This window comes from Corynebacterium timonense (genome assembly GCF_900105305.1).
In the GTDB taxonomy this organism is placed as follows: Bacteria; Actinomycetota; Actinomycetes; order Mycobacteriales; family Mycobacteriaceae; genus Corynebacterium; species Corynebacterium timonense.
In genome coordinates, this window is the sequence record NZ_LT629765.1 from 2,136,699 (window position 1) to 2,160,751 (window position 24,053).

The 24,053-nt window shown below is 66.6% G+C and carries 22 protein-coding genes; 11 read left to right on the top strand and 11 right to left on the bottom strand.

The window, feature by feature from the left end:
* Nucleotides 1-21: 21 nt before the first annotated feature.
* A complete protein-coding gene (locus BLT81_RS13015) occupies nt 22-198 on the bottom strand; it encodes a metal-sensing transcriptional repressor (RefSeq protein WP_081582896.1) in 177 nt (58 codons plus the stop codon).
* Between the two features lie 91 nt (nt 199-289).
* Complete coding sequence (locus BLT81_RS10195) at nt 290-931, bottom strand: hypothetical protein (RefSeq protein ID WP_407918952.1); 642 nt, start codon at nt 929-931, stop codon at nt 290-292.
* A gap of 98 nt (nt 932-1,029) precedes the next feature.
* Here BLT81_RS10195 and BLT81_RS10200 point away from each other — a divergent pair, with 98 nt between their 5' ends.
* Genes BLT81_RS10200 through BLT81_RS10210 form a run of 3 tightly spaced genes read left to right on the top strand, consistent with a single transcriptional unit; the run spans nt 1,030 to nt 5,866 of the window.
* Entirely contained in the window at nt 1,030-3,270 is a 2,241-nt protein-coding gene (locus BLT81_RS10200) for an ATP-dependent RNA helicase (RefSeq protein WP_040420992.1), read from the top strand.
* Nucleotides 3,271-3,299: 29 nt separating this feature from the next.
* Nucleotides 3,300-4,601 carry a glycoside hydrolase family 1 protein gene (locus BLT81_RS10205; RefSeq protein WP_019193684.1) on the top strand — a complete coding sequence of 434 codons (1,302 nt, stop codon included), beginning with the start codon at nt 3,300-3,302 and terminating at the stop codon, nt 4,599-4,601.
* Entirely contained in the window at nt 4,598-5,866 is a 1,269-nt protein-coding gene (locus BLT81_RS10210) for an MFS transporter (protein ID WP_019193683.1), read from the top strand. The genes BLT81_RS10205 and BLT81_RS10210 overlap by 4 nt, the downstream gene beginning before the upstream one ends.
* Here the strand turns inward: BLT81_RS10210 and BLT81_RS13415 are convergent.
* Complete coding sequence (locus BLT81_RS13415) at nt 5,863-6,147, bottom strand: integrase core domain-containing protein (protein ID WP_081582895.1); 285 nt, start codon at nt 6,145-6,147, stop codon at nt 5,863-5,865. The two genes, BLT81_RS10210 and BLT81_RS13415, sit on opposite strands and share 4 nt — an antisense overlap.
* Between BLT81_RS13415 and BLT81_RS13120 the strand changes: the two genes are divergently transcribed.
* A complete protein-coding gene (locus tag BLT81_RS13120) occupies nt 6,122-6,481 on the top strand; it encodes a hypothetical protein (protein ID WP_231286577.1) in 360 nt (119 codons plus the stop codon). The genes BLT81_RS13415 and BLT81_RS13120 overlap by 26 nt on opposite strands.
* On the opposite strand, the gene BLT81_RS10225 is transcribed toward BLT81_RS13120, so the two are convergent.
* Nucleotides 6,478-7,722: an HNH endonuclease signature motif containing protein gene (locus BLT81_RS10225; protein ID WP_083337270.1), complete on the bottom strand. Its 1,245-nt coding sequence runs from the start codon at nt 7,720-7,722 to the stop codon at nt 6,478-6,480. The genes BLT81_RS13120 and BLT81_RS10225 overlap by 4 nt on opposite strands.
* A gap of 189 nt (nt 7,723-7,911) precedes the next feature.
* On the opposite strand from BLT81_RS10225, the gene BLT81_RS10230 reads away from it, so the two are divergent.
* Nucleotides 7,912-9,261 carry an IS256 family transposase gene (locus BLT81_RS10230; RefSeq protein WP_019193680.1) on the top strand — a complete coding sequence of 450 codons (1,350 nt, stop codon included), beginning with the start codon at nt 7,912-7,914 and terminating at the stop codon, nt 9,259-9,261.
* A gap of 1,277 nt (nt 9,262-10,538) precedes the next feature.
* Nucleotides 10,539-11,522 (top strand): S41 family peptidase, encoded by a 984-nt coding sequence (locus BLT81_RS10235; protein ID WP_019193679.1) that lies wholly within the window; start codon nt 10,539-10,541, stop codon nt 11,520-11,522.
* Between the two features lie 382 nt (nt 11,523-11,904).
* On the opposite strand, the gene BLT81_RS10240 is transcribed toward BLT81_RS10235, so the two are convergent.
* Nucleotides 11,905-12,390 carry a hypothetical protein gene (locus BLT81_RS10240; RefSeq protein WP_040420987.1) on the bottom strand — a complete coding sequence of 162 codons (486 nt, stop codon included), beginning with the start codon at nt 12,388-12,390 and terminating at the stop codon, nt 11,905-11,907.
* A gap of 253 nt (nt 12,391-12,643) precedes the next feature.
* Between BLT81_RS10240 and BLT81_RS10245 the strand changes: the two genes are divergently transcribed.
* The gene (locus BLT81_RS10245) at nt 12,644-14,074 is read left to right on the top strand and encodes a basic amino acid/polyamine antiporter (protein ID WP_019193677.1); all 1,431 of its coding nucleotides are present in this window, start codon (nt 12,644-12,646) and stop codon (nt 14,072-14,074) included.
* Here the strand turns inward: BLT81_RS10245 and BLT81_RS10250 are convergent.
* A complete protein-coding gene (locus BLT81_RS10250; RefSeq protein ID WP_019193676.1) occupies nt 14,071-14,658 on the bottom strand; it encodes a TetR/AcrR family transcriptional regulator in 588 nt (195 codons plus the stop codon). The two genes, BLT81_RS10245 and BLT81_RS10250, sit on opposite strands and share 4 nt — an antisense overlap.
* Nucleotides 14,659-14,737: 79 nt before the next feature.
* On the opposite strand from BLT81_RS10250, the gene BLT81_RS10255 reads away from it, so the two are divergent.
* Nucleotides 14,738-15,757, top strand: a complete 1,020-nt coding sequence (locus BLT81_RS10255) for an AbrB family transcriptional regulator (protein ID WP_019193675.1) — start codon at nt 14,738-14,740, stop codon at nt 15,755-15,757.
* Here the strand turns inward: BLT81_RS10255 and BLT81_RS12775 are convergent.
* The gene (locus tag BLT81_RS12775; protein WP_019193674.1) at nt 15,754-15,930 is read right to left on the bottom strand and encodes a hypothetical protein; all 177 of its coding nucleotides are present in this window, start codon (nt 15,928-15,930) and stop codon (nt 15,754-15,756) included. The two genes, BLT81_RS10255 and BLT81_RS12775, sit on opposite strands and share 4 nt — an antisense overlap.
* 121 nt (nt 15,931-16,051) lie before the next feature.
* Nucleotides 16,052-17,770, bottom strand: coding sequence for a DUF885 domain-containing protein (locus BLT81_RS10260; RefSeq protein ID WP_081582870.1), 1,719 nt, complete (start codon nt 17,768-17,770; stop codon nt 16,052-16,054).
* Nucleotides 17,771-17,828: 58 nt separating this feature from the next.
* Here BLT81_RS10260 and BLT81_RS10265 point away from each other — a divergent pair, with 58 nt between their 5' ends.
* Nucleotides 17,829-18,581 (top strand): NAD-dependent deacylase, encoded by a 753-nt coding sequence (locus BLT81_RS10265; protein ID WP_019193672.1) that lies wholly within the window; start codon nt 17,829-17,831, stop codon nt 18,579-18,581.
* Between the two features lie 39 nt (nt 18,582-18,620).
* Nucleotides 18,621-19,700 carry an ROK family transcriptional regulator gene (locus tag BLT81_RS10270; RefSeq protein ID WP_040420985.1) on the top strand — a complete coding sequence of 360 codons (1,080 nt, stop codon included), beginning with the start codon at nt 18,621-18,623 and terminating at the stop codon, nt 19,698-19,700.
* On the opposite strand, the gene BLT81_RS10275 is transcribed toward BLT81_RS10270, so the two are convergent.
* Complete coding sequence (locus tag BLT81_RS10275; RefSeq protein ID WP_019193670.1) at nt 19,656-20,180, bottom strand: gamma carbonic anhydrase family protein; 525 nt, start codon at nt 20,178-20,180, stop codon at nt 19,656-19,658. The two genes, BLT81_RS10270 and BLT81_RS10275, sit on opposite strands and share 45 nt — an antisense overlap.
* A gap of 175 nt (nt 20,181-20,355) precedes the next feature.
* Between BLT81_RS10275 and BLT81_RS10280 the strand changes: the two genes are divergently transcribed.
* The gene (locus BLT81_RS10280) at nt 20,356-21,651 is read left to right on the top strand and encodes a dicarboxylate/amino acid:cation symporter (protein ID WP_019193669.1); all 1,296 of its coding nucleotides are present in this window, start codon (nt 20,356-20,358) and stop codon (nt 21,649-21,651) included.
* Between the two features lie 51 nt (nt 21,652-21,702).
* On the opposite strand, the gene BLT81_RS10285 is transcribed toward BLT81_RS10280, so the two are convergent.
* Together BLT81_RS10285 and amn are read right to left on the bottom strand one after the other, a co-directional pair.
* A complete protein-coding gene (locus BLT81_RS10285) occupies nt 21,703-22,608 on the bottom strand; it encodes a Sir2 family NAD-dependent protein deacetylase (protein ID WP_040421127.1) in 906 nt (301 codons plus the stop codon).
* 63 nt (nt 22,609-22,671) lie between these two features.
* On the bottom strand, nt 22,672-24,051 hold the full coding sequence (gene amn / locus BLT81_RS10290) for an AMP nucleosidase (RefSeq protein ID WP_083337271.1): 1,380 nt from the start codon (nt 24,049-24,051) through the stop codon (nt 22,672-22,674).
* Nucleotides 24,052-24,053: the final 2 nt, after the last annotated feature.

Genomic DNA, 24,053 nt, shown 5'->3' on the forward strand with positions numbered 1-24,053 from the left:
GACGCTCATTCTCACCACGTATCAGGCGAATGAGAGGAACATCTTCTCCACGTCCGCCGGGTCCATTCCCGCCGCCTCGTCCCCGTAGCAGCGCTTCATGATCGTCGACAGGACCTGGAAGCTCGCCCGGCTCACCGCCTTGTTCGCCGCAGACAGCCGCGTGACCACGTCGGTGCACTCCCGGCCCTCCTCCATCATGCGGATCACCGCATCGAGCTGGCCGCCCTGGCAGAACACGAGGGCTTTGGTGTGCTTGAGCTCGTCGATACGGTCGCGCAGAGAATCGAGCTCAATATTGATTGCGCCGGTGATGGTACCGTTGGCGTGCTCGCCGGGGGGTGCGGACGTCGATAAGCGTCCAGCCCTCGTCGACGTAGCGCTCGATCTCGTTGAAGGCCACGGTGCGCTCGCCGTTTTTGATGGTGTCGTTGATGAAGCCGGCCATGTTGACCGGGTCCTTCGCGGAGCCGAACTGCGGCGCGTAGGCGAGCTCGAGGTCCGCCAGGTCGGAGGCGCTCAGGCCGCCGCGCATCGCGGTGGCGATGACGTCGATTCGCTTGTCCGCGCCGTCCTCACCGATTGCCTGGGCGCCGAGGATGGCGTCCGTGTCGGTGTCGACGACGAGCTTGAGATGGATCTGGCTCGCCCGTTGCGGCCCCGCGTGCGGGCGCTCTTTTCCGCCCAGCCGACGGTGGCGACGGTGAGGCCGAACACGCCGACAACGGCGGTGCCCAGGACCTTCTTCGCCCGCGTGGTGCGGCCAGTGATCACGTCCGCGACGAGGCGGCCGTGGCGGTTCGCGGTCTGCGCCAGCGGCACGAGAGCCAACTCGCCGTCGTTGGCATGACGCTTCTCGACGACACCCCCGACCGCCCAGATATTCGGGTCCGAGCCCCCAAACCCCGATTTCCAAACCCCGACAGATCGCCATCCCGCTCTGGTCACACCTTTTCTGACGGCGATGTGTCGCACTTTGAAAGTCGGACTCTGGGAGTCGCGCTCCACCCCCGCCCCGCTACCCTGACACCCATGCGCCCCTTTGACCTTGACGCCATTGGAAAAGGCCTGCCGGTCAGCCGAGTTATCGGTGACCTGCCCCCGGAAGGCCCCCTAGTCGTCGAGGCCCCGCCCGGCACGGGCAAGACCACGCTGATCCCGCCGGCGATCAGTAACCTGACGGGGAAAACACTGGTCACGGCACCACGCAGGGTGGCCGTGCGGGCGGCGGCGCGCCGTCTGAAGCAGCTGGACACCCGGCCGGAGAAGAATCGGGTCGGGTACTCGATCCGCGGGGAGCACGCGCCGGGCGAGTTAGTGGAGTTCGTCACCCCAGGCGTGCTGCTCAACCGGCTTCTCACAGACCCCGGCCTCGACGGGGTCAGCGCCGTGGTCATCGACGAGGTGCACGAGCGCCAGCTGGACACCGACCTCGTGCTCGCGATGTGCATGGAGCTGGCCGTGCTCCGGGACGACTTCTACCTTGCCGCCATGTCGGCGACCCTCGACGCGAAGGAGTTCGCCGAGCACATGGGCGCGCGCATCCTGAGCACGGAGGCGGTGACCCACCCGCTGGAGATCAGCTACGCGCCACACCCAGGCCGCGCCGAGGGTACGCGCGAGTTCTATCAGCACGTCGCCGAGCTGGCCCAGGTCAGTGACCGGCGCACGCTCGTCTTCGTGCCCGGCGCGCGAGAGGTCGACCTGGTCTGCCAGCACCTGGACAGCGCCGCCCCGCTGCACGGGCGGCTGAGCAGCAGGGAGCAGGACGAGGCGCTGAACGGCACCGCCCGCGTTGTGGTGGCCACTTCCATCGCCGAGTCCTCGCTGACCGTCCCCGGGGTCACACGCGTCGTCGACGCCGGTCTGGCGCGCGTCCCGCGCCGCGACGCCGCCCGCAACATGACCGGTCTGGTCACCGTCTCCGCTGCGACAACGAGCGCCGACCAGCGGGCGGGCCGCGCCGGCCGCCTCGGGCCGGGCGAGGTTGTCCGCGCCTACTCGCAGGCGGACTACCGGCACTTTCCCGCCGACATCGCCCCGGAGATCACCACGAGCGACCTCACCGGTGCCGCACTGACCATGGCCGCGTGGGGCTCGCCCGACCTGCCGCTGCTCACGCCTGCGCCGGCCCAGGCGCTCCGCGACGCCCACGACACCCTCAGGGCCCTCGGCGCCCTCGACGGGGACAACGCCATCACCGGCCTCGGCGCGACACTCGCCCGCATGCCGGTTGACCCCCGCCTCGGCGCCGCCCTCATCGAGCACGGCTCGGGGGCCGCGGCGACCGTCGCGGCGCTCGCGGAGGGGATGAGCGGCGACCTCACCACGGCCAACCCGCCGAAGCGCCAGGTGGACAGGCTGGCCCGCCTTGTCTCCCGCACCGCGCCCGTCCCCGCCGGCGAGGTCGTCGCTACGGCCTTCCCGCGGTGGGTGGCCACACGCGCCGGGGAGGACTACCTGCTGGCCAGCGGCACGCGCGCCCGCCTGGGGGTCCCGCTGGGCAACCCCGAGTGGCTCGCGGCGGCCGAGGTCCAGCTCACCCGCGGCGGCGCGATCATCCGCGCGGCCGCGCCCATCGACGTTCCCCGGCACAGGGTGACCACGCACACGAAGGCATCGCTTATCGACGGCAGAATCCACGCCCGGAAAATCACAGCCGTCGGCGCCATCGAGCTGACCTCCACGCCGGTACGCCTCGACCCCGCAGACGCCGCCGAGGCCCTTCGAGGCGTCGGGTTCAGCGATTTCCGCCTCGACGATGCCGCGCGCGAGCTCAAGGAGCGCCTTGACTTCCTCCGCGCGCAGCTCGGCGAGCCGTGGCCGGATGTAGAGTGCGGTGATTATTCGCCCGAGGTGGCCAGGTTGGCCGAGGGGGCGTCGATACGCGAGCTCGACATGCGGGCCGCGCTCATGCGGCAGCTGCCCTGGCCCGAGGCGGGGCGCCTCGACGAGCTCGCGCCGCCGCGGTTGGAGGTGCCCAGCGGCTCTCACCCACGGGTGAGCTATGCCACTGGGCGGCCGGTCGTGCGCGTTAAGCTGCAGGAATGCTTCGGTCTGGCCGCGAGCCCGGAGGTGTGCGGGGTGCGCGTGCTGTTCCACCTGCTCTCCCCCGCCGGGCGCGAGCTCGCCGTCACCGACGACCTCCGCAGCTTCTGGGACGGGCCGTACCACGACGTGCGCAAAGAGATGCGCGGGCGCTACCCCAAGCACCCCTGGCCGGAGGACCCATGGGCGGCAACCGCCACGGCGCGCACGAAAAAACGCATGTGAGGCGCAGCCGCTCTCGCTATTCTTTTCCCATGGCTAACATCCCCCTGAACGGGCTGCGCATTGGCACCGCCTCCGCGGGCCTGCAGATCGAAGGGTCCCCGCAACCCAGCAACTGGACCGAGTGGGCGGCGGCCGGCACCATCGCGGACGGCACCACCCCGGACCCCACCACTGACCACTGGCGGCGGTGGCGGGAGGACAACGAGCTCATGGAGCGCCTCGAGTACCCAATCGCCCGCGTCGGCGTGGAGTGGTCGCGGGTGGAGCCGCGGCCCGGGGAGTTCGACGAGGAGGCCCTGGCGCGCTACGCGGAGGAGTACCGGGACCTCACAGCCAGGGGCATCGAACCGCTGGTCACCCTCCACCACTTCGGGCAGCCCCTCTGGCTCGAGCGCCGCGGCGGCTGGACCAACCCGGAGATCGTGCCGCTGTTTCTGCGCTACGTCAACCGTGTGCTCGACGCGTTGGGGGACATCGTCACCGACTGGGTGACCATCAACGAGCCCAACGTGTTCGCCACCGAGGCCTACCTCTTCGGCTCCACCCCGCCCGGCACGGGAGGCTACCGCGCCGTGCGCGCCTGCCTGCAGAACATGGCCGCGGCGCACCTTCAGGCTTACGAGCTCCTCCACGCGCGGCTGGACAACCCCACGGTCACCTTCGCCCACCACAAGCGCGTCTTCGCCCCGGCCAACCGGGCGAACCCGGTGCACAGGGCGCTGACACCCCTCGTGGAGTACCTCTTCCAAGGGGTTGTGGAAAAAGCCTTCTATCGCGGCGTGTTCGACCGCGTCCTCGGGCGCCCGCGCAGCCTCCCCGCGGACTTCACGCCCAAGGGCGTCTACGCCGACGCCATCGCCATCAACTACTACTCGCGCACCGCGGTCAAGGGGTTCGACGACGCCACGTTCCCCGGCCGCCCCACCAACGACCTCGGGTGGGAGATCTACCCGCGCGGCATCGCCGAGGTCTCCGCCCCGCTCGCCCGCGAGTACGGCCTGCCCATCTGGATCACCGAAAACGGCACCGCCGACAACAGCGAATCCTTCCGCTGCGGGTTTATCCTCGACCACCTCGCGGAGCTCGCACGCCTCAACGCCGAGCCGGGCGGGGTGCGCGTGGAGCGCTACTACCACTGGTGCTTCGTGGACAACTGGGAATGGTCCGAGGGCATGGCGCAGCACTTCGGCGTGGTGGGGCTCGACGAGAACCTCGACCGCCACGTCAAGCCCGCCGGCTACATGCTGCGCGACCTCAACCGCGCGGGGGCGATCACGCCCGAAATCGTCGAGACGTACCGCGAGGCTCCCGCGGGGGGAGTGGACCCGTGACCTCGACCGTCGCGGAGCGCGAGCCCAGAGCGTTCTTCCGCAAGTTCGCGGTGGCCTACTTTGGCACGTGCCTCGTGTGGGTCGCGCCCTCCCAGCTGTTGCTGGCCAACCAGATGATCGCGGTGCGCCCCGACACCTACGAGCGCGCCCTCGCGCTGCTCATGTTGTGCGGCGGAGCCACCGCCGTGGTGATGAGCCTCGTCGTCGGCGTCATCTCGGACCGTTCGCGGCTGTCCACCGCGTCTACGTGGGCGGCGCGGTGGGGCAAGCGTTTCCCGTGGGTTGTGGTGGCGGTGCCTGTGGCGTCGATAAGCATGCTGCTCATGGCGGCGACCCCCGGCTATTGGGCGCTGGTGGTGCTGTGGTGCCTGGTGCAATGCTTCGTCGCGTTTATGACGAACAACCTGTTCACCATCACCGCCGACGTCGTGCCGCAGCGCAGGTTCGGGGCGATCTCGAGCGTGCTCGGCGTGACGTACGTGCTGGGGCTGGTGGGCGGCACGGCGGTGGCAAGCGTCCTCGAGCTCAGTTGGGCCTACATCGTCACCGCGCTCGTGTTCCCGTGGTTGGTGCTGCAGCTGGGCTACGGCCGCGGCGCCATCGACCCAGCCGTGAACGAATCGACGCTGGACGGGCAGGCCGAGCTCGGGGCCGTCGTCCTCGGGTCGGGCGACGCCCCGGCCGAAACCCTCCCGGCGCGCGCGTACCGCAACTACTGGACGGTCTTTGCCACGCGCTTTGTCATGCACGCCACCAATTACACCGCCCTGTTCTACCTGCTGTACTACCTGCGCGACCACATCGGCGTCGCCGACCCCGACACGTGGGTGCTCATCCTCACCATCGTCTTCGCCGGGGTCACCATGGCCACCGCCGCGGTCTCCGGGGTGCTCTCCGACAAGCTGGAGCGGCGGCGCATTTTCCTCATCGCGGCGGCGCTGACCATGGCTCTCGCCACCGGCATGATGACCATCGCTGGCAGCATCGGCGCCGTCACCGCGGCCGCCGCCGTGCTCGGGCTCGCGTGGGGCGTGTGGTCCTCGGTCGAGCAGGCGACGATCAACGAGTCGCTGCCCTCGCGCCGCAACCGCGCCCGCGACGTGTCCGTCATGACGCTCGCCCAAGGCGTCGCCAACATGGTCGCCGGCCTCCTCGCCGCCGCCGCGCTGCAGTTTTTGGGCGGGTACCCCGGCCTCTACCAGGCCTGCGCGGCCGCCTGCGTCCTCGCGGCCGGGCTGGCGCTGTTCATCCGCTCGTCGCGCTAGATGTACTTTCCCGTGACGTTGTGAACGCGTTGTGCGGGGGTGAGGCCGTCGATGACGGTGTGGGATCGATGGTCGTTGTAGTCGTGGATAAACTCCGCGTGCGTCTGCTGCCGGGCCTTTTCGGTGCTGCAGGGGCGAATGTGGGCCGATTCCTGCTTGAGGGTGCGGTTGAACCGCTCGACCGTGCCGATAGTCTGCGGCCGGTACGCCTTGGTGTCAACATGCTTAATCGCACCCGGGGCAGCGTTGAACGCCGTGGAACGGCAGCAGGCTCCGTATATCCGTTATCACCCGGGTCACGTCGATGCCTTGCTCGGTGAAGAACTGGCAGGCACGCCGCATAAACCCGGCGGCGGTGTCTTTCTTCTCGTCGGCCAAGGTTTCCGAGTACACCAGCCCCGAATAGTCGTCGACGGCGTGATGCAGGTAGGAATACCCGCGCCCAGCGATCCTGCGCGAAGCCTCGCCCGCGCTGCTCACCGCACTGAAGAGATGCCGCTGACGTTCCTGGGTTGGTTCGAGACCTTTGTTCCTTTCGTCGCCGGTGCCACCTGCGCCCTGCTCATGCTCGGCTGGCGTGGCATCGCGAAGCTCGCCGTGTCGAGGCGCTTTTAAACCCAGCTGAGCTCGTTGAACTCTTCCAGCGTCCGGGCGTCGTCGTTGCGCACCGGCAGCCCGCGGTCTGTGCTGACGTAGCGCACCCCACCCGGGCCCAGGAAATGAAAGTCCCCACCGTCGCGCAAAATCGTGACGTGGTTGTCGCTGACGAGGCTGTGGCACGCCGAACACAACGGCAGCAAGTTGTCCAGGTCCGTCGGCCCGCCGTCCGCCCAGTCGTGGACGTGGTGCATTTCCATAAAGCGCGTGTGACTGCACCCGGGCATCGCGCACTGGTGACGCCACATGAGCATCAGCGCGTTGACCTGGGCGTCGGAGGCAAGCCGAAACGAGCGCCCACTGTTGAGCACCAGCCCTTTATCGTCGACCCTGTTGATTCGGTAGTGGGCGTTGGCGAGGAAGTTTTTCACCGCCTCTGAGGGCGCACCAGGGTTGTAGGGCAGGTAGGCCTTTCCGTCGGTGGTCATAACGACATTGACGTGCGCCCCCGGTGCGCGCAACGGGTTACGCGGCCGCGACAACGTCATGTTGACCATACCCATAAACGCGCTAACCAGCACTTCCCCGATGGGCAGGCCGAAACCGGAGCAGCCGCGTGTTTTCTTATCCTGGCGGTCCATTTCAGCGTCGATACGCTCCGGATCCACTGTCCCGTCGTTGCCTGCTAAGGATGTCCAGTCCACGTCGTGCCAGGCGAGTTCCCCGACCTTCATCGCCGCCATCACACGCGCGCCTTCCGCCGCGTTGAAATCCGCCCACAGCTTTATACGCCCATCCGGCGCGGCTTTTAGACGCACGTAGGACGTCCTCGTCGCTTTCTGTGCTGGCTGGCGGAATTGCAGCAGCGCGATCTCCAACTCGTGGAACGTCATGGTGCAGGCCAGCTCCACCAGTTCAGCCTCGTTGTCCTTTGTGAGCAGTGGCAGTATCAGTCTGACCTTGGAGTAGTTTGTTCGCCCTTCCAAGAATGCTTGTGCCATCACCTCGAAGCGCAGCATTGCGCGGGCAACCCTGACGTATTCGTGGGCGGTGGAGTTCGGTACCGCGATGCTCCTGACCAGCCATAATGCGGTAGTTTGTGCGCCGAACTGGGGGGCGAGCCCGAGGACGTCGAAAAGTGCTATGGCGTAGAGTATCTGCGCCTTGCGGCGCGAGAATACGCCGAACCCTTTTTCGATGGTGTGCGCGATATGTGCGGGTGCGCTGTCCCTGCTGACGGTGGTCGGTGGTGTGTCCATTGCTCCCCCAAGCGTGTCGATCGTGTGTTTGATTGACAGTATAACGACGCGTCGGACATGTGGGTTGAGCTGGATAAAGGCAGCTTTTCGACGTTTGCATAGCGCGCGTGTTTGAACGCGTCGAACTATGCAAGAGGGTGTCAGGTGTTTTGTGTGTGAGGCTCTGATCCAGAAGGAGTTTCACTGATAATGACTACCGTGTCACCGAAGAAAGGCCATGACCCGAGCAGGGTCAACGAGATCAGCGCGAAGCTGATGGAAAACCCGGAAATCGCCGCACTGATCGGCGAGCTATCAACCTCCGTCGACGATGCCAGCGACCTGGTCAAAGGTCTTTTGCAAGCCTCGATCAACGCGGGTCTGCAGGCGGAGATGGACGCCCATTTGGGGTACGGGCACTCAGATCGCGCGGCCAAAGCCCAGGTAAGCCCCTCAAACGGTGGCAATCACCGCAACGGGTCGTACACCAAAACTGTGGGCACCGGCTACGGCCCGGTGGATATCACAGTGCCTCGGGATAGAGCGGGCACGTTTCACCCGGTCATGGTGCCTAAAGGGGCACGCCGGCTGACAGAGCTCGACGACATGATCGTCTCGCTCTACGCCGGCGGCATGACGGTACGCGATATCCAGCACCACCTGGCATCGACCCTGGCGGTGGACATCAGCCCGGATACCATCAGTACCATCACCGATGCGGTCCTCGATGAGGTGATGGTGTGGCAAAACCGTCAGCTCGACGAGTTCTACCCGGTCATTTTCCTCGACGCGCTACGGGTGAAAATCCGTGACGGCCACCGGGTGGTCAATAAAGCCTGCTACATGGCTGTTGGCATCGACATCGACGGGACCAAACACATCCTGGGCTTGTGGATCGCCGACAATGAAGGGGCCGCATTCTGGGCATCCGTGTGCGCGGACCTGGCGAACCGTGGAGTCAATGACGTGTTCATCGTCTGCTGCGACGGGCTTACAGGCCTGCCTGAGGCCGTGGAAGCGACCTGGCCGAACTCGATGGTACAAACCTGCATCGTGCACCTGATCCGGGCTGCCAACAGGTGGGTGTCCTACCAGGACCGCAAATCTGTATCCAGCGCACTGCGCAAGGTCTACACCGCACCGAACGAGGACGCCGCTTGCGCCGCACTCGATGCCTTCGAAGCCTCGGAACTGGGGCGGAAGTACCCCCAGTCGGTGAAGGTCTGGCGTGACGCGTGGGAGAGGTTTATACCGTTTCTGCAGTTCCCGCCTGCAGCTCGCCGGGTGCTCTATACCACCAATGCCATCGAGTCGCTTAACGCTGAGCTGCGGAAAGCGACCCGCAACCGTGGCCAATTCCCCACGGATGCTGCGGCGTTGAAGACGCTGTGGTTGATGGTCTGCAACATCGAGGACAAACGCGCCGCCCAACGCGCGAAAAAAGCGAAGCGGGCAATCGACTGCAACGGCTATATTGAAGGGGCGAAAACCTCAGGGTGGAAACAAGCCATCAACCAACTATCCGTGGCCTACCCAGACCGGTTCGCCAACTACTTGTAAACCAAGCCCCCGCACACAAACAAACGGACACTCTCCTATGCAATGCATACCGATCAACGCCCGACCGTCGAGCGCCCGGCTATGCAATGCATACCCCCGGCCGCATGCGGACGGGCCCGAAACTATGCCATGCATACGGATCAACGCCCGCGCGTCGAGCGCACCGACTATGCAACGCATACGGATCAACCCCCGACCACCAAGCGCCGAAACTATGCAATGCATACCGATCAGCCCCCGACCGTCGAGCGCCGCAACTATGCAACGCATACCGATCAGCCCCCGACCGCCGAGCGCCGCAACTATGCAATGCGTACCGATCAGCCCCCGACCGTCGAGCGCCGCAACTATGCAATGCAGACCGATCAGCCCCCGACCGTCGAGCGCCGCGACTATGCAATGCATACGGATCAACGCCCAACCGTCGAGCGCCGCGACTATGCAATGCATACGGATCAACGCCCAACCGTCGAGCGCCGCAACTATGCAATGCATACACCCCAGCCCCAAGCGGACGGGCCCGAAACTATGCACTGCATACCGATCAACCCTCGACCGTCGAGCGCCGCGACTATGCAATGCATACGTACCGACCCCTGTTCGCGACGGTCGAAAAGTAGCCCAAAACGCTCCTCGAAAAGTAGCCCACCCGAAAAAAATGAATGGGTGATTTCATTGGAGGAATGGGCGCAGATCCGGTACCTGCGTGGGCAGGGTCTGTCATTGAGGAAGATCGCGGCCGAAGTCGGCTGTGCGAAGAAGACGGTGGAGAAGGCTCTGGCTTCAGATTCGCCGCCTTGTTACAAGCCACGGGACGCCAAAGGCACGGGTTTCGATCGGTTTGAATCGCACGCTAGGTGTACTTCCCCGTGACGTTGTGAACGCGTTGCGCGGGGGTGAGGCCGCCGATGGCGGTGATGGTGCCGCTGCGCGCCCTGGTTTTGTCGTGAGCCTAAAGCGCTGTGATCACCAACGTCGCCGGACTGGCTGCTCGGGTGGCGGCACTCGTAGTGATGGGCGCCACGTACTCCTGGTTCATCCCCACCGCGCGGGCTACAGGGCGGGTCTCCGGTTCGTCGGCGCGGAGTACGCAGCAGAAAGTGCTGCAAACCTCGGGAACGGTACCGTTGCCTGGGCTGCGGCTACCGCTACCGCGTGTGGGGTCGCGCTGTTCGCCGCCGCACGCCCTGACGTTATCAATGCTCCACTGCAATGAATCTCCGCCGTGCCTAGTATCGGTATTCAAGATCCTGACCCATTCCCGCAGGGAGATAGTGATGACCCGCGCAAGAAAAGTCGCTACCGGCTGCGGCGCCGTGTTCGCCGTTATCCTCATAGCCCTCGCGGCCGCCGCCTACACGTGGGGCCCGGCGACCACCGCGATCTTCACGGGAAAAACTCAATATGTGATCAAGCCCTCGCCCCAGAAGTACGCGAAAGACGTCATCCGGATCGTGGAGACTCTCGGTATCTACGCCGAGTCTGACGAGTTCACCGCCGCGAAAGCCACGGCCCTGGAGGAGATCAAGGGTGCCACCTCCTACGAGGAGACGTACGAACCGCTGCGCGCGGTGATCAAGGCGGCGGGAGGCAAGCACTCCAACATTCTCACTGCGGAAGACGAAGCAGCCGAGGACCCGGACCAGCTCGCACCCGCTGTGGAAGCCCGCGGCAACATCGCTTTCGCTACGGTCCCGGATGTCACCCGCCACGACGACGGGCAAGCCTACGCCGACACGCTTACCGAGGGGATCCTCACCCACGCAACGTGCGGCGCGATCGTTGACCTGCGCGGCAACGGCGGTGGCGATATGGGCCCCATGGTCGCGGGAATCTCACCGCTGCTTCCTGACGGCCCCGTGCTCTCCTTCGTCTCCCGCACCAGCACCACCGACGTGACCGTCGACGGCAACTCCGTCACCGGTGGCGGCACCCCTGTGACCACGCAGGGAGGCAAACGCGAAGTACCGGTCGCCGTGCTTGTCGACGCAGAAACCGCCTCCTCAGGCGAAGCCACCATGCTCACTTTCCGCGGCCTCGACCGGTCGCGCAGCTTCGGCGAGCCCACGGCGGGATTCGCATCCGCAAACATGGTCGTCGATCTTTACGACGGCGCCAGCGTGATGATCACCACCGCCAAAGATAGAGCACGCACCGGCGAGGAGTTCGCCGAAGACCCCGTCCGGCCGGACGTCGCCACGAATGACGCCGAACGCGAAGCCGTCGCCTGGCTGGAGGGACAAGGCTGCTCGACGCAGTAGCTATCCGCCTGCCCGGGAGCGACGAGCATCGCCGCGGCGGCGAGGAACTCGCGGGCGGGCAGCGCGAGCACCCTCCGATCCCCATCAGGATTGAGACTGTGGGATACATCTCTCTATCGTCGATCCGCCGCTGACGGTAGACGTCGTCGACCTCAAACAGCCTGCCGAGTAGAGCTCGATTGAGGGAAAAAGTCACAGCTGGGAAGAATCACCCGGCTCCAGTGGGCTTCTTTTTAAACACCGGTAATGGTCAGCCGCCAAACCAGCAGCAACCAGCATCGCAGCCGACGCCAGAAAATTATTGCTTGCTAACACTAAGATGCCCCCAATTCCCATCAGTACGGAAGCAACCAAGTAAAGATGTGCCATGTTCATTTCACATTCACTCCCCGTCCCTTGATCGCGAGCTGAAGCAGTACTCGGCTACCCCAGCTACCCCGATAGTTTCAGCACCGAGGTCACGGAGTGCGCCGCCGGTACGCTGTATGCTCGGCCAACTGAAATTGTGCGCCCTCACCTGGTAAAACGCAGCCTTGAGCCCACCGCGCTGCTGAATGCAACGCTTAATCGTGAGGATCTTTGCGGCGGGGATCACAGTTGAACCGATGACCCCCGGCACCGGCTGTTTCTGCAGCCCAATAGGGAAAACAGTTGTATTGGGATACTTTTCTCGAAGCCATTCTGCGGTGGCTTCGTCCCCTTCAGCCAGCACTTCGACTAGGTCATTGGACATTCCAAGATCGTTGTGCGCAGCTGTAGGGGTGATCGACGCGGCGTGAGGGTTATTGCTTTGAGGCCCACTCGCTGGTGCATGTGGCGTCAGAAATATCGACGCAGACAACAGGCACACTGAGACGCGCTTCTTCATGAGAGACCTCCAAGGCAACCGATATGTACAGTCGCGCAGTTCTGCGCAGCGCCCCTCCACTCCCTGGTGAGCACCCCGCTTTTCCAGACTATATATGGCCTGTGCTTTTCCCGGCTCACTAGCGCGTTTTTTTATACGAAAGTCTAATAAGACGGCACGAAAGTACCGACTTCCTTGAGATCCGGGGGTTGTTCCTGTAGCAGGACCGCGTCCTATTTAATAAATGGGGGAGCACCAAGTATTCTTGTCCTCCATGACGACCGCGCATACGACGCACACGGTGACCATGTGGACGCTGGTCTCGTTGATTATCGGCTCGACGATCGGCTCGGGCATCTTCGCGCTGCCCCAAAACATCGCGTCCGTGGCCAGCCCCGGCGCGATGCTCATCGGCTGGGTCATCGCGGGCGTGGGCATGCTGTCCGTCGCCTTCGTCTTCCAGGTCCTCGCCCGGCGCGAGCCGCACCTAGACTCGGGCGTCTACGCCTACGTGCGCGCGGGCCTGGGCGATTTCATCGGGTTCACCGCCGGTCTGGGGTACTGGCTGGGCTCGGTCATGGCGCAGGTAGGCTACGCCACGCTGTTTTTCCGCACGCTCGGCTACTACGTCCCGGTGCTGCACAACCAGTGGGTGCTCGCAGTGGCGGTCTCGACGCTGACCTGGGTGATCTTCGCGGGCCTGTCGCGCGGGATTCAGCAGGCGGCGGTGATGAACCTGGTCACGACGATCGCCAAGCTCGTGCCCATCGTGAGCTTCATCGTGCTGGTGGCCTTCCTCGGTTTCTCCTGGAACACGTTCACGTTGGACTTCTGGGGCGAGGGCTCCGGCATCCCGTTCAGCCAGCAGCTGCAGGGCATCATGCTGTTCACGGTGTGGGTGTTCATCGGCATCGAGGGGGCGTCCGTGTACTCGAAGCAGTCGAAGACGCGTCGCGACGTCGGACGCGCCACCGTCATCGGCTTCCTCTCCGTCCTCGTGCTTCTCGTCGCGGTGTCAACGCTGTCCTACGGCGTGCTCACGCGTGAGGAGCTGGCGGCGCTGCCCGAAAACTCCATGGGCGCGGTGCTCGAGGCCGTCGTCGGCCCCTGGGGCGGGGCGTTCATCTCGCTCGGGCTGTGCCTGTCAGTGCTCGGCGCCTACGTGTCGTGGCAGATGCTGTGCGCGGAGCCGCTGGTGATGATGGCCCGCGACGGCCTGCTGCCCCGCCAGCTCGGCGCCACGAACCGCCTCGGCGCGCCGTGGCTCGCGCAGCTGGTGTCCACCGCGGTCATCCAGCTCTTTGTCATCATCTTCTTCGCCAGCGAGGCCTCCTACAACGCGATGGTGCAGCTGGCCACCATCATGTACCTGCTGCCCTACATCTTCTCGGCGCTCTACCTCGTGCTGCTGGCCGCGCGATCGCACGGGGGCGCGCGGTGGACGCGCCGGGACAACCGGAAGCACGTCGTCCTCGGCGTCGTCGCCTTTGTGTACTCGCTCTGGCTGATCTACGCCGCCGACCCCATCTACGTGCTGCTCGGCGCGCTCGCCGTCCTGCCCGGCGTCATCCCCTACGTGCTCACGCGCCGCGCCCGCGGCGAGCGTGCGTTCAACCCCTTCGAGTGGGTGGTGGTCGCGCTCTTCGTCGTCGCGGCCGTCGTCGCCGTCGCCGGGCTTATCGACGGCACACTCACCCTCACCTAGGAATCCTCCCCGCGCAGCATCGGCCAGACGAGCTTGGCGATGTAGCGGGCGTGCTTCTTCGGGTCGCCGAAGTCGAAGGCGGCGCGGACGAGGATGCTGCCCACCACCATCGTGACAATCGTGCGCGCATCCGCCCCCGGGGCGAACATGCCGCGCTCGACGCCTCTGCGCACGTACACGGTCAGGCCGCCGAGGATCTCCTTCTTGATGCGCTCGCTCCACTCGTCGACGTGTTCCTCGCGGCCGGCCAGCAGGGACCCGATGAGCCGGATGCCCACCTCCTCCTCCAGGTGCTCCTGCAACCGGGTGAGGAAGGTCTCGAACTCCTCGTACGTTTCGGGGTAGCGCCGAGGGATGCGGATGACCACGTTCGACAGGGCGTCGGCAAGCATCTCCTTGCGGTCGTCGTAGCGCCTGTAGATGGTCGTCTTCGCCACCCCCGAATCCGCGACCACCGCGTCGATGGTCACCGCGTTGAAGCCCTTCTCCCGCGCCAAGCGCAACACGGAGCGGTAGATCTTCTCCTCTGTCGCCTGCCGGCGCCGTGGCCGCTGCCCGGCCGTGCTCAGTGTCTCAGAACCCATCTGATTACTATGACACACATTCGTAACGCCTAAGGATGGTTTGCGTCGGCATTAAGCACGAACGGTAGGATTAGCCCCCATGAATCGCTGGTTCGTAGTCGCCCCCGCCTCCGTGGCGCTCGGGTGGCTGCTGAACTACCTGCACGTCCCCGCCGCCTGGATCCTCGGCGCGATCCTCTGCTCCGGCGCGATGGCCCTCGGCACCGGACGCGACCTGAAGGTGAACACGCACTTCTACGCCCTCTGCCGCGGCATCATCGGCGTCCTCGCCGCCGTCCCGCTCATCGGCATCCCCGGCAGCGTCCTCGCCCGCTACCTCATCCCCGGGCTCGTCGTCGCCGCCCTCGCCATCAGCCTCGGGTTTCTCGCTGGCTACGCCCTCCACCGCTTCGGCAGGGTGAGCCGGGAAACGGGCGTGCTTTCCATGCTCGCCGGCGGGGCGTCGATGATGCCCGCCATCGCCGACGAGGTCGGCGCCGACATGCGCTACGTGGCGCTCACCCAATACCTGCGCCTTCTCACTGTCTCCATCACGCTGCCCGCCGTCACCTCGCTTCTGGAGACCCCCGCCGACACCCCTCCCGCAGTGACGACCCCCGAGTGGTGGGTGTGGCTCGTCGTCCTCGCCATCGCCGCCGGCGCCGGGCCCATCGCCACACGCCTGCACATCCCCGTCCCCAGCGTGTTCGGCCCCCTCCTCGTGACCATCCTCGTCGGGGCGCTCCTGCCCGTCGAGATCACCATGCCGCCCGCACTCGCCGTCGTTGCCTTCCTCTCCATCGGGTGGGTCTGCGGAGGCGGGCTGTCCGTCCCCTCGCTCAAGCACTTCGGCGCACTGCTCCCCCTGACCGTCGGCTGCATCGTCGCCATGATGCTCACCTGCGCCACCATGGGCGGGCTGATCGCCTGGTGGCTCGACATCTCTTTCCTCGAGGGGTACCTCGCCACCAGCCCAGGCGCCATCGAAACAGTGCTGGCCCTGTCCGCCGAAAGCGGCGCAGGGCCAGCAGTGATCACGCTTCAGCTCATCCGCCTCATCGCTATCATGCTCGTCGCCGGATACCTACCGCAGATCCTCCGGCGCGCGACAGGGCGCTAGTACGAGGCTGGCGGGTCACTCGCCGGGAAGCTCTGGTCGACCTGCTCGTCCACCAGCTCGTCCTCGCTCAGGGTCCCCTTCGTGTCGCCCGCGTTGTCGGGGGTGTCGTGCTTCTCGGCGTTACCACTATTGTTGCCGCCGTTGTTCTGGTTGCTGTTTCCGGGTGTGCTCATTACTTCCTCCTCTCCCGTGTGGTGCGCCCGAGGCTACACGCGTCGGCGCGGTCATGGCAGGCGCGCAGGTCGCGCGATAGACATGCCAGGTCAAGGGCGAGAAAACCGGCGGGCGACACCCCTAGTCCCGCAGCACCTCGCGGGAGAGCAGGCCCATGGGCATCGAGCCGAGGCTCAGGGCGCGGTCGTGGAATTCGCGCAGGTCCATGCCGTGGGCGAGGGCGTCGTAACGCAGCTGCAGCCACGCGCGGTAGCCGACGGCGTAGGAGGGGGCCTGGCCGGGCCAACCCATGTACCGGTCGAGCTCGAAAGCGAGGCCGGTTTCGGGCAGGGCGGCGTTGTCGCGGAGGAAGGCCTTCGCGTACTGGGCGTCCCACGTGCCGGTCTTGTCCGGGGTCTTTTTGCCGAGGTGGACGCCGAGGTCGACGGCGACGCGGGCGAGGCGGAGGCGACGAGAACTGAGCATGCCGAGGCGGGCGGCGGGGTCCTCGAAGGCGCCGCGCTCGTCCATGAGGTGCTCGGCGTAAAGGGCCCAGCCCTCGCTGTGGGCGGAGTTCCAGTTCACGGCGCGGCGCCACAGGTTGAGTTCGGGCCGGCGCGACAGGGCGATGGCGTGCTGGAGGTGGTGGCCCGGGATGCCCTCGTGGAAGACGTGGGACTTTTCCTGCCAGGCGTGGAAGACATCGCGGCCTTCGGGGACGGACCAGTGCAGGATGCCGGGACGCAGCAGGTCGTCGGTGGGCGGGGTGTAGTAGACCCCGCCGGTGCCCTGGGTGTTCACCGCAAAACCGATGCGGCGGACCTCGTCGGGGACGGTGAAGCACTCGGCGGCGATGCCCATCGCCTCGTCGGTGGTGCGCTGCATCCATTCGTGCAGCTGGTCGGTGCCTTGGAGGGTGTACTGGTCGTCGTCATTGAGGCGTCGATACGCGCCCTGCACCGTGCAGTCGGAACCGAAGAGGGACTGGGCGATCTTCTGCTGCTGCGCGGCAATCTCTCGGAGGTCCTCGATGACGCGGGAGTAGGCCTCGTCGAGGTCGATCTTGGCGCCGAGGAAGAACTCGGAAAAGAGCTCGTAGCGCTCGCGGCCGACGCTGTCGCCGTACTCGGCCTGGGGCGACAGCTCCGTAGAGAGCCAGTCGGCCATCTCCTGGAAGGCCTCCTTGGCTCCAAGGACGGCGTCGCTTTCGGGCGGGACGCCGAGGCGGTCGAGGAGTGAGTCGTCGCCCCCCAAGGCCTCGCACTGGCTGATCACGGCGTCGATCTGGCGGTGGGTGGACACGTTGCCCTGGCTGGCGGCCTCGGACAGGGACTCGCGGTAGCCCTGCAGCGAGGTGCGCACGCGGGAGAGGCGTTCCGCGACGTTGTCGATGTCCTCCTCGGTCACCTTGGGCATGAGGGTGAGGCAGTCGCGGATGTTCTGCACCGGCGAGTCGATGTTGTTGAGCATGCGCAGGTACTCGCCGCGGTGGTGCAGCTCAAGCTCCAGGGTCATGCGCTGGCGCAGGATCGCGGCGGTGAGGTGGTCGACGGCGTCGAAGTCGTCCTCGTCGTCGGAGTCGTCGGTGGCGTCGTTGAGCGCGTCCACGTCGGCCACGAGGTCGCGGATGCGGTCCGCGACGGAATCCCAGTACTCGGGGCTGAAATCTTGCAGCTCGTGGTCGTGGCCCTCCACCCCCACGCGGCTGGCCAGAGTCGGTGAGAGGGCCGCGAGGTCGTAGACGAAGTCTTCGCAGGTGGCGTCAAGGAGAGACGGGGCCCGGCTAGGAGTCACCGGGCCCTCTCCACGTGCATCCTGGTTCGTGCCGCATAGCGTGCCGTCCTGGGCATCCACACTCATGAGCGGAGAGTCTAGTGAACATACCCGCATTTGCCCACCTGAGCTTATGGTGGAAGCCATGAGCAGACCGATTTCGGAGGCCGCCGAGATCCTGTCCGCCGCGCGCCACATCGAGGTGTTCACCGGCGCGGGCATGTCGGCGGACAGCGGCATCGCCACCTACCGCGACGCCGTGACAGGCCTGTGGGAAAACGTCGACCCCACTGCGCTCGCGTCTATCGACGCCTGGGCTACCCGCCCCGCGGAAATGTTCGCCTGGTACCTGTGGCGCGCCTCGCTCGTCACCGCGGCGCAGCCGAACGCCGGCCACCGCGCTATCGCCGAGTGGGCGCGCACCCCCGGCAAGCGCGTCACGGTGACCACCCAGAACATCGACAACCTGCACGAGCGGGCCGGGTCCGAGGACGTGGTGCACCTGCACGGCTCGCTGTTCGAGTTCCGCTGCAGCATCTGCTCCCGGCCCTGGCGCGGCGAGCCGCCGTTTCCCGCCGAGCCCGTCGCCAAGATCGCCCCGCCGGAGTGCCCGCTGTGCGGCAACCTGGTCCGCCCTGGCGTCGTGTGGTTCGGCGAGGCCCTGCCGCAGCGCGAGTGGGCCGAGGCGCAGCGGCGCATGGCGGAGGCGGACGCCGTGGTCATCGTCGGCACCTCCGGGGTTGTCTACCCGGCGGCGGGCCTACCCATCGAGGCCCATTGGCGCGGGGTGCCCATCATCGAGGTGACACCTATGCGGACCGAGCTGTCTTCCATCGCGAGCATCGTCATCGAGGATACCGCGGCAAATGCGCTGCCCAGAATCGATTTTCGGGGTTGACGGACAAAGCGGTCTATTGCAGCGCTACAATATGTAGACATGATCCCAACTGGCTCCGTTTTCTCTCGCCCGAGCACGCCCGCGGCGAAGTGCCTCCATGTGATCCGGCTGCGCGAGGTGACGTCGAGAAGCGAGCTCGTGGAGGCGACGGGGCTGTCGCAGCCGACGATCACCCGGGCCGTCGCCGCGCTCGTCGTGGCGGGGTATGTCACGGAGCGCACCGACCTCATCCGCGCTCGGGGGCGGGGCCGGCCCACGATCCCCCTGACGCTCGGCTCGCCGCGCGCGATCCACGCGGGCATCGCGGTGGGCACGACGTCGACGTACGTGGCGCTGTTTAACCTGCGCGGGCAGGCCCTGCGCAGCATGGACATCGACATCGCCGTGGCGCGCCTGAGCGAGGACGACTTCATCCAACACATCATGGCTGGCCTGAACAGGCTGCGCGCGGGCCTGGACAGGCCGCTGGCCACGATCGGGGTGACCACCTCCGGCACCGTCTCGAGCAACGGCGAGGTCTACGCCCCCAACCTCAACTGGCACGGAGTGAACATCGGCGCGCACATGCGCGAGCAGTTCGGCGTGCCGGTCTCGGTGACCTCGGCGGCCGCCGCGATCGTGGGCAGCGAGGCGCAATCGCGCGACACCCTCGGCGGCCCCGGCATCATGGCGCTGTTCGCCGACGATTCCATCGCCTGCGCCGTCGGCTCCGGCGACGAGGTCGTGCCCGTCCCCGTCTCCCGCGAGGACCTCACCACCGACGGCCTCATCCGAGCCATCGGCATCCCCAGCATTCGCACGCTTAGCGACGCCCTCACCAGCGCCCACCGCGCCACCACGCGCCCTGCCCTCACCCGGCGTGCCCGCCAGCTCGGCGAGCTCACCGCCCAACTGTACGAGCAGCACACCCCCGACACCGTCGTCGTCGCGGGGTCCGCCTTCATCGACGACCCGCTCGCCCCCGCCCCCTTCGCCCGGGCGGTGCGCAACGGGACGCCGGCCGGCACGCGGGTGAGCCTGCGCATGATCCCCACCCACCGCGAAGTCGTGCGCGACATCGCCCGCGCCGTCGCGCTAGACCTCGTGCTTCGTGAGCCCCTCGCGGTGTCGTCGCGCTAACTCCACGTAGTGCGCGGCGTGGGCAACCCGGTCCGCCCGCGACGCCTCCTCCAGGCTTTTGCGCACCTTCGCCGGAACCCCGGCCGCCACGCTGAACGGCGCGATCTCCTGTCCTTCCAGCACGACCGCGCCCCCGGCGACGATCGTGCCCTCCCCCACGCGTGCGCGCGAGAGCACCGTCGCGCTCATGCCGATCAGGCACGCGGCCTCCACATGGCAGCTGTGCACCATCGCCATGTGGCCGACAGTGACGTCGTCGTCCAGCACCGTCTCCGCGCCCGTGTCCACGTGGATGACGGTGCCGTCCTGGATGTTCGTGCGCGCCCCGATGCGGATCCGGCCGACGTCGCCGCGAATCACGGCGCCGGGCCAGATGTTGGCGTCCTCGCCGACGATCACGTCGCCGATGATTGTGGCCTCGGGGGCAACGTAAGCACTGGGGTGGATCGTGGGGCGGGTGCCCTCAAAGGCGTAGATCACGGCTGTCTCCTTCGGTCGAACATCGTAGGCGCCACCTTACCTTTTACTCAGACACAGACCGTTCGGTTCACTTACATACGCTCGCCGAGATGTGTTGTTTTTTGCGCGCGAGGTGTAGTGTTCCTGCCTGAGTAAAGGATTCACAGACAGATTAGTCTATTAAGTGAGGAACGCTATGCGTCTACCACAATGGGCCACCGGATTCGGAGCCCAAGTCATCGCCGGCCTGGTCGCCGGCCTCGTCCTCGGCTTTATCGCGCGCAGCGCGGACGTCGACTGGCTCGCCGAGACCCTCAGCTGGGTCGGCTCGACCTACGTCCAGCTGCTCAAACTCCTCATCCCGCCGTTGGTGTTCACCGCCGTGGTGACCTCGGTGGCCAACCTGCGCAAGGTGGCCAACGCCGCCCGCCTTGCGGTGACCACCCTCGTCTGGTTCGCCATCACCGCCTTCGCCTCGGTGCTCATCGGCCTCGCCGTCGGCGCCCTCCTGCAGCCCGGCGCGAACTCCACCGTCAGCCCCGACGCGGCCGCCGACCCGTCCACGACCGGCTCCTGGCTCGGCTTCCTCCAGTCCGTCGTGCCCGCCAACTTCCTCGGCCTCACCGGCAGCGTGACTGACGACGGCGGCGTCTCCCTCTCCTTCAACGTCCTGCAGATCCTGGTGATCTCCCTCCTCATCGGCGTGGCCGCCATGAAGGCGGGCGACGCCGCCGAGCCGTTCCTCTCCTTCTCCGAGTCCCTGCTCAAGGTCATCCAGGTGGTCCTGTGGTGGATCATCCGCCTCGCCCCCATCGGCGCCGCCGCCCTCATCGGCCGGGCCGTGGCCTCCTACGGGTGGGAAGCCCTCGGCTCGCTGGGCATGTTTGTCCTGGCCATCTACCTCGGCCTCGCCCTGGTCATCTTCGCCCTCTACCCCGCCGTCCTGGCCGCGAACCGCCTGCCGGTCCTCGAGTTCTTCCGCCGCGTCTGGCCCGTGACCACCCTCGGCTTTGCCACCCGCTCCTCCATGGGCGTCATGCCCGTCAACCAGCGCACCGTCGAAGAGTCGATGGGCGTGCCCAGGGAGTACGCCTCCTTCGCCATGCCGCTCGGCGCCACCACGAAAATGGACGGCTGCGCCTCCATTTACCCGGCCATCTCCGCCCTCTTCGTCGCCCAGTTCTACGGCATTGACCTCCATTTCACCGACTACCTGCTCATCGTGATCGTCTCCGTCCTCGGCTCCGCCGCCACCGCGGGCACCACCGGGGCGACGGTCATGCTCACCCTGACGCTGTCCACCCTGGGCCTGCCGCTGGCGGGCGTGGGCCTCCTCCTCGCCGTCGACCCCATCGTCGACATGGGCCGCACCGCCGTCAACGTCACCGGCCAAGCCGTCGTTGCCGCCGTCGTGGCCAAGCGCCAGGGCATCCTCGACGAGGAGGTCTGGGAGGACGAGCCGAGCGCCGAGGCGCTCGGGCGCGTCTCCTAAGCCCACAGAGCCCGCAACCGGCGTTTCCGTTGCGTTCTTCCGTCCCCCGCCCTAGACACCGAGCGCGTCCACGACGCTGCCCAGGGCGTCGCCGACGTTGGCGCGCCACAGGGTCTGCACCTTCTGGTCGGCGCGCCCGGGGCCGCCGTTGATGACGGCGACGCGTTTGCCCTGCTTGAGGGCGTCGATGACAAACTTGTAGCCGCTCATCACCGCGAGCGAGGTGCCCAAGGCAAGGACGCTGGTCGAGGCGTCGAGCCACTGCTCGGCCGCGGCGCGGCGGGGTTTGGGGACGGATTCGCCGAAGTACACCACGTCGGGTTTGAGGCGGTGCCCGCCGCAGCGGACGCAGCTGATCATGCGGAAGCGCTCGATGTCGCTGGCGCGCAGCTCGACGTCGCCGTCGGGGTTGATCATCGAGCCGGTGATCTCGACGGAGTCGACAAAGGTGGGGTTGGCGGCGGCAAGTCGGGCGTCGAAAAGCGAGCGTGTTTCCTCGTAGCCGCAGTCGAGGCAGATGACGTGCTCCATGTCGCCGTGGAGGGCGAGGACGCGCTGGGTGCCGGCCTGGGTGTGCAGGCCGTCGACGTTTTGGGTGATGACGCCGGTGAGCAGCCCGGCGCGCTCGAGTTCGGTGAGCGCGAAGTGGGCGCGGTTGGGCGCGGCTGCGCGCATGAAGCGCATGCCCACGAAGGCGCGGGCCCAGTAGCGGCGGACCTGCTCGGGGGCGTGCGCGAACTCCTGGTAGGTCATCGGGCGGCCCTTTGTCAGGCGCCCTCCTTTGGAGCGGTAGTCGGGGATGCCCGACTCGGTGGACATACCGGCGCCGGTGATCACGAGCACTCTGCCGCGCGCCAGCTGCTCGGTGACCTGGCGCAACGCCCGGCGCGGCTCAGTCGGCGTGGCCGTTTCCACCACGACGCGCTGAATGGAGCGCACCGCGCTGCGGTGCGCCATGGCGATCGCAGGGTCGGCGAAGTGGGTTCTGTCGTCCGTCACCACGGTGAAGCTACCGCAAAGCTAGCGGAACGGCACCTCGCCGATGGTGCGGCGCAGCTTCCGGGTGCGCAGCCGCTCGGGGTTTTCCGCGAGGCGTTCCATGGCGCGCACCGCGCACATAACGTGCGCTTCCTTGGAGTTGGAGTAGAACGCCTGCGCGGCGGCGGGCAGTTTGGGCACGGCGTGCAGGGGCAGGTCGGACACGGCGAGGAGCGTGCCGTAGGGCACGCGGTAGCGGTAGCCGTTGGCGGCGAGGGCGCAGGATTCCATGTCCACCGCGGCGGCCGTGGAGCCGCGCAGCCATTCCCACAGTTCGCGCGGGGTTTTCCACTCCCAGTTGCGGTCGGAGGAGGAGAGGACGGTGCCGGTGCGCATGAGCTCCGCGTCCTCGCCGTAGACCTCCCGCACGGCTTTTTCCAGGGTGCGCTGGATTTCGGGGACGGCGGGCAGGGGCGACTCGGGGCGGATGTAGTCGTCGAGCACGCCGTCGTGGCGCTCGTAGGCGTTGCCGAGGATGAGGTCGCCAATGCGCATGCGCCCGTCAAGCCCGGCGCAGTGGCCGATCATGATCCACGCCTCGGGGCGCAGCACGGCCAGGGAGTCCGTGATGGTTTTGGCGTTGGAGGGGCCGACGCCGATGTTAATCATGGTGATGCCGTCGCCCTCGGGGGTGATGAGGTCGTAGCGCGGCATCTGGTAGCGGGAGGCGAGGTCGAGGTCCTCGAAGGCGACGGTGTCGGAGACGGTTTCGCCGCTGGGCAGTTTCAGGGCGGTGTAGCGCGAGCCTGGCTCGGCGAGCTGGCGCAGGCCGAAGCGCACGAACTCGGTGACGTGCATGGCGTAGTTGGTGAACAGGATGTATTTCTGCAGCGTGTCCACTTCGATGCCCGTGTAGTGCTCGAGGCGGGCGCAGGCGATGTCGAAGCGCTGCGGGCCGAAATGGAACAGGGGTTTCTCGGCGCCGTGGAAGGCGTCCCAGTCGCCGTCGACGATGGCGTCGTGCACCGAGTCGAGGGTGGGCCGGGGGATCGAGTTGGCGCCGTCGGGGCGCGTCGCGCCGCGGATGTACTCGGGCGGGATGCGCACGTCGGAGTAGCCGACGGTGATCTCGGTGTCGTAGTTGGCGCACAGGGCGCCGAGCTGGGCGCGCAGGTAGCTGGACATGAGGTCGGGGCGGGAGATGACGGCGGAGTACACGCCGGCCTCGTCGACGTAGCCGAAGGGCTCGGTGCGGTCGATGGGCACCCACGTCTTGATGTTCACGCTGATTGTGGGGTAGCGCACGTCGTCGTAGCGCTCGTAGCCCCCCGAGTCCACGATCTCCCGCGCGAGTGCGCACGAGCGTTCGTAGAGCTCAATAAGCTTATCGACGGCCCCATCCACGTCCACTGCATCCACCATGC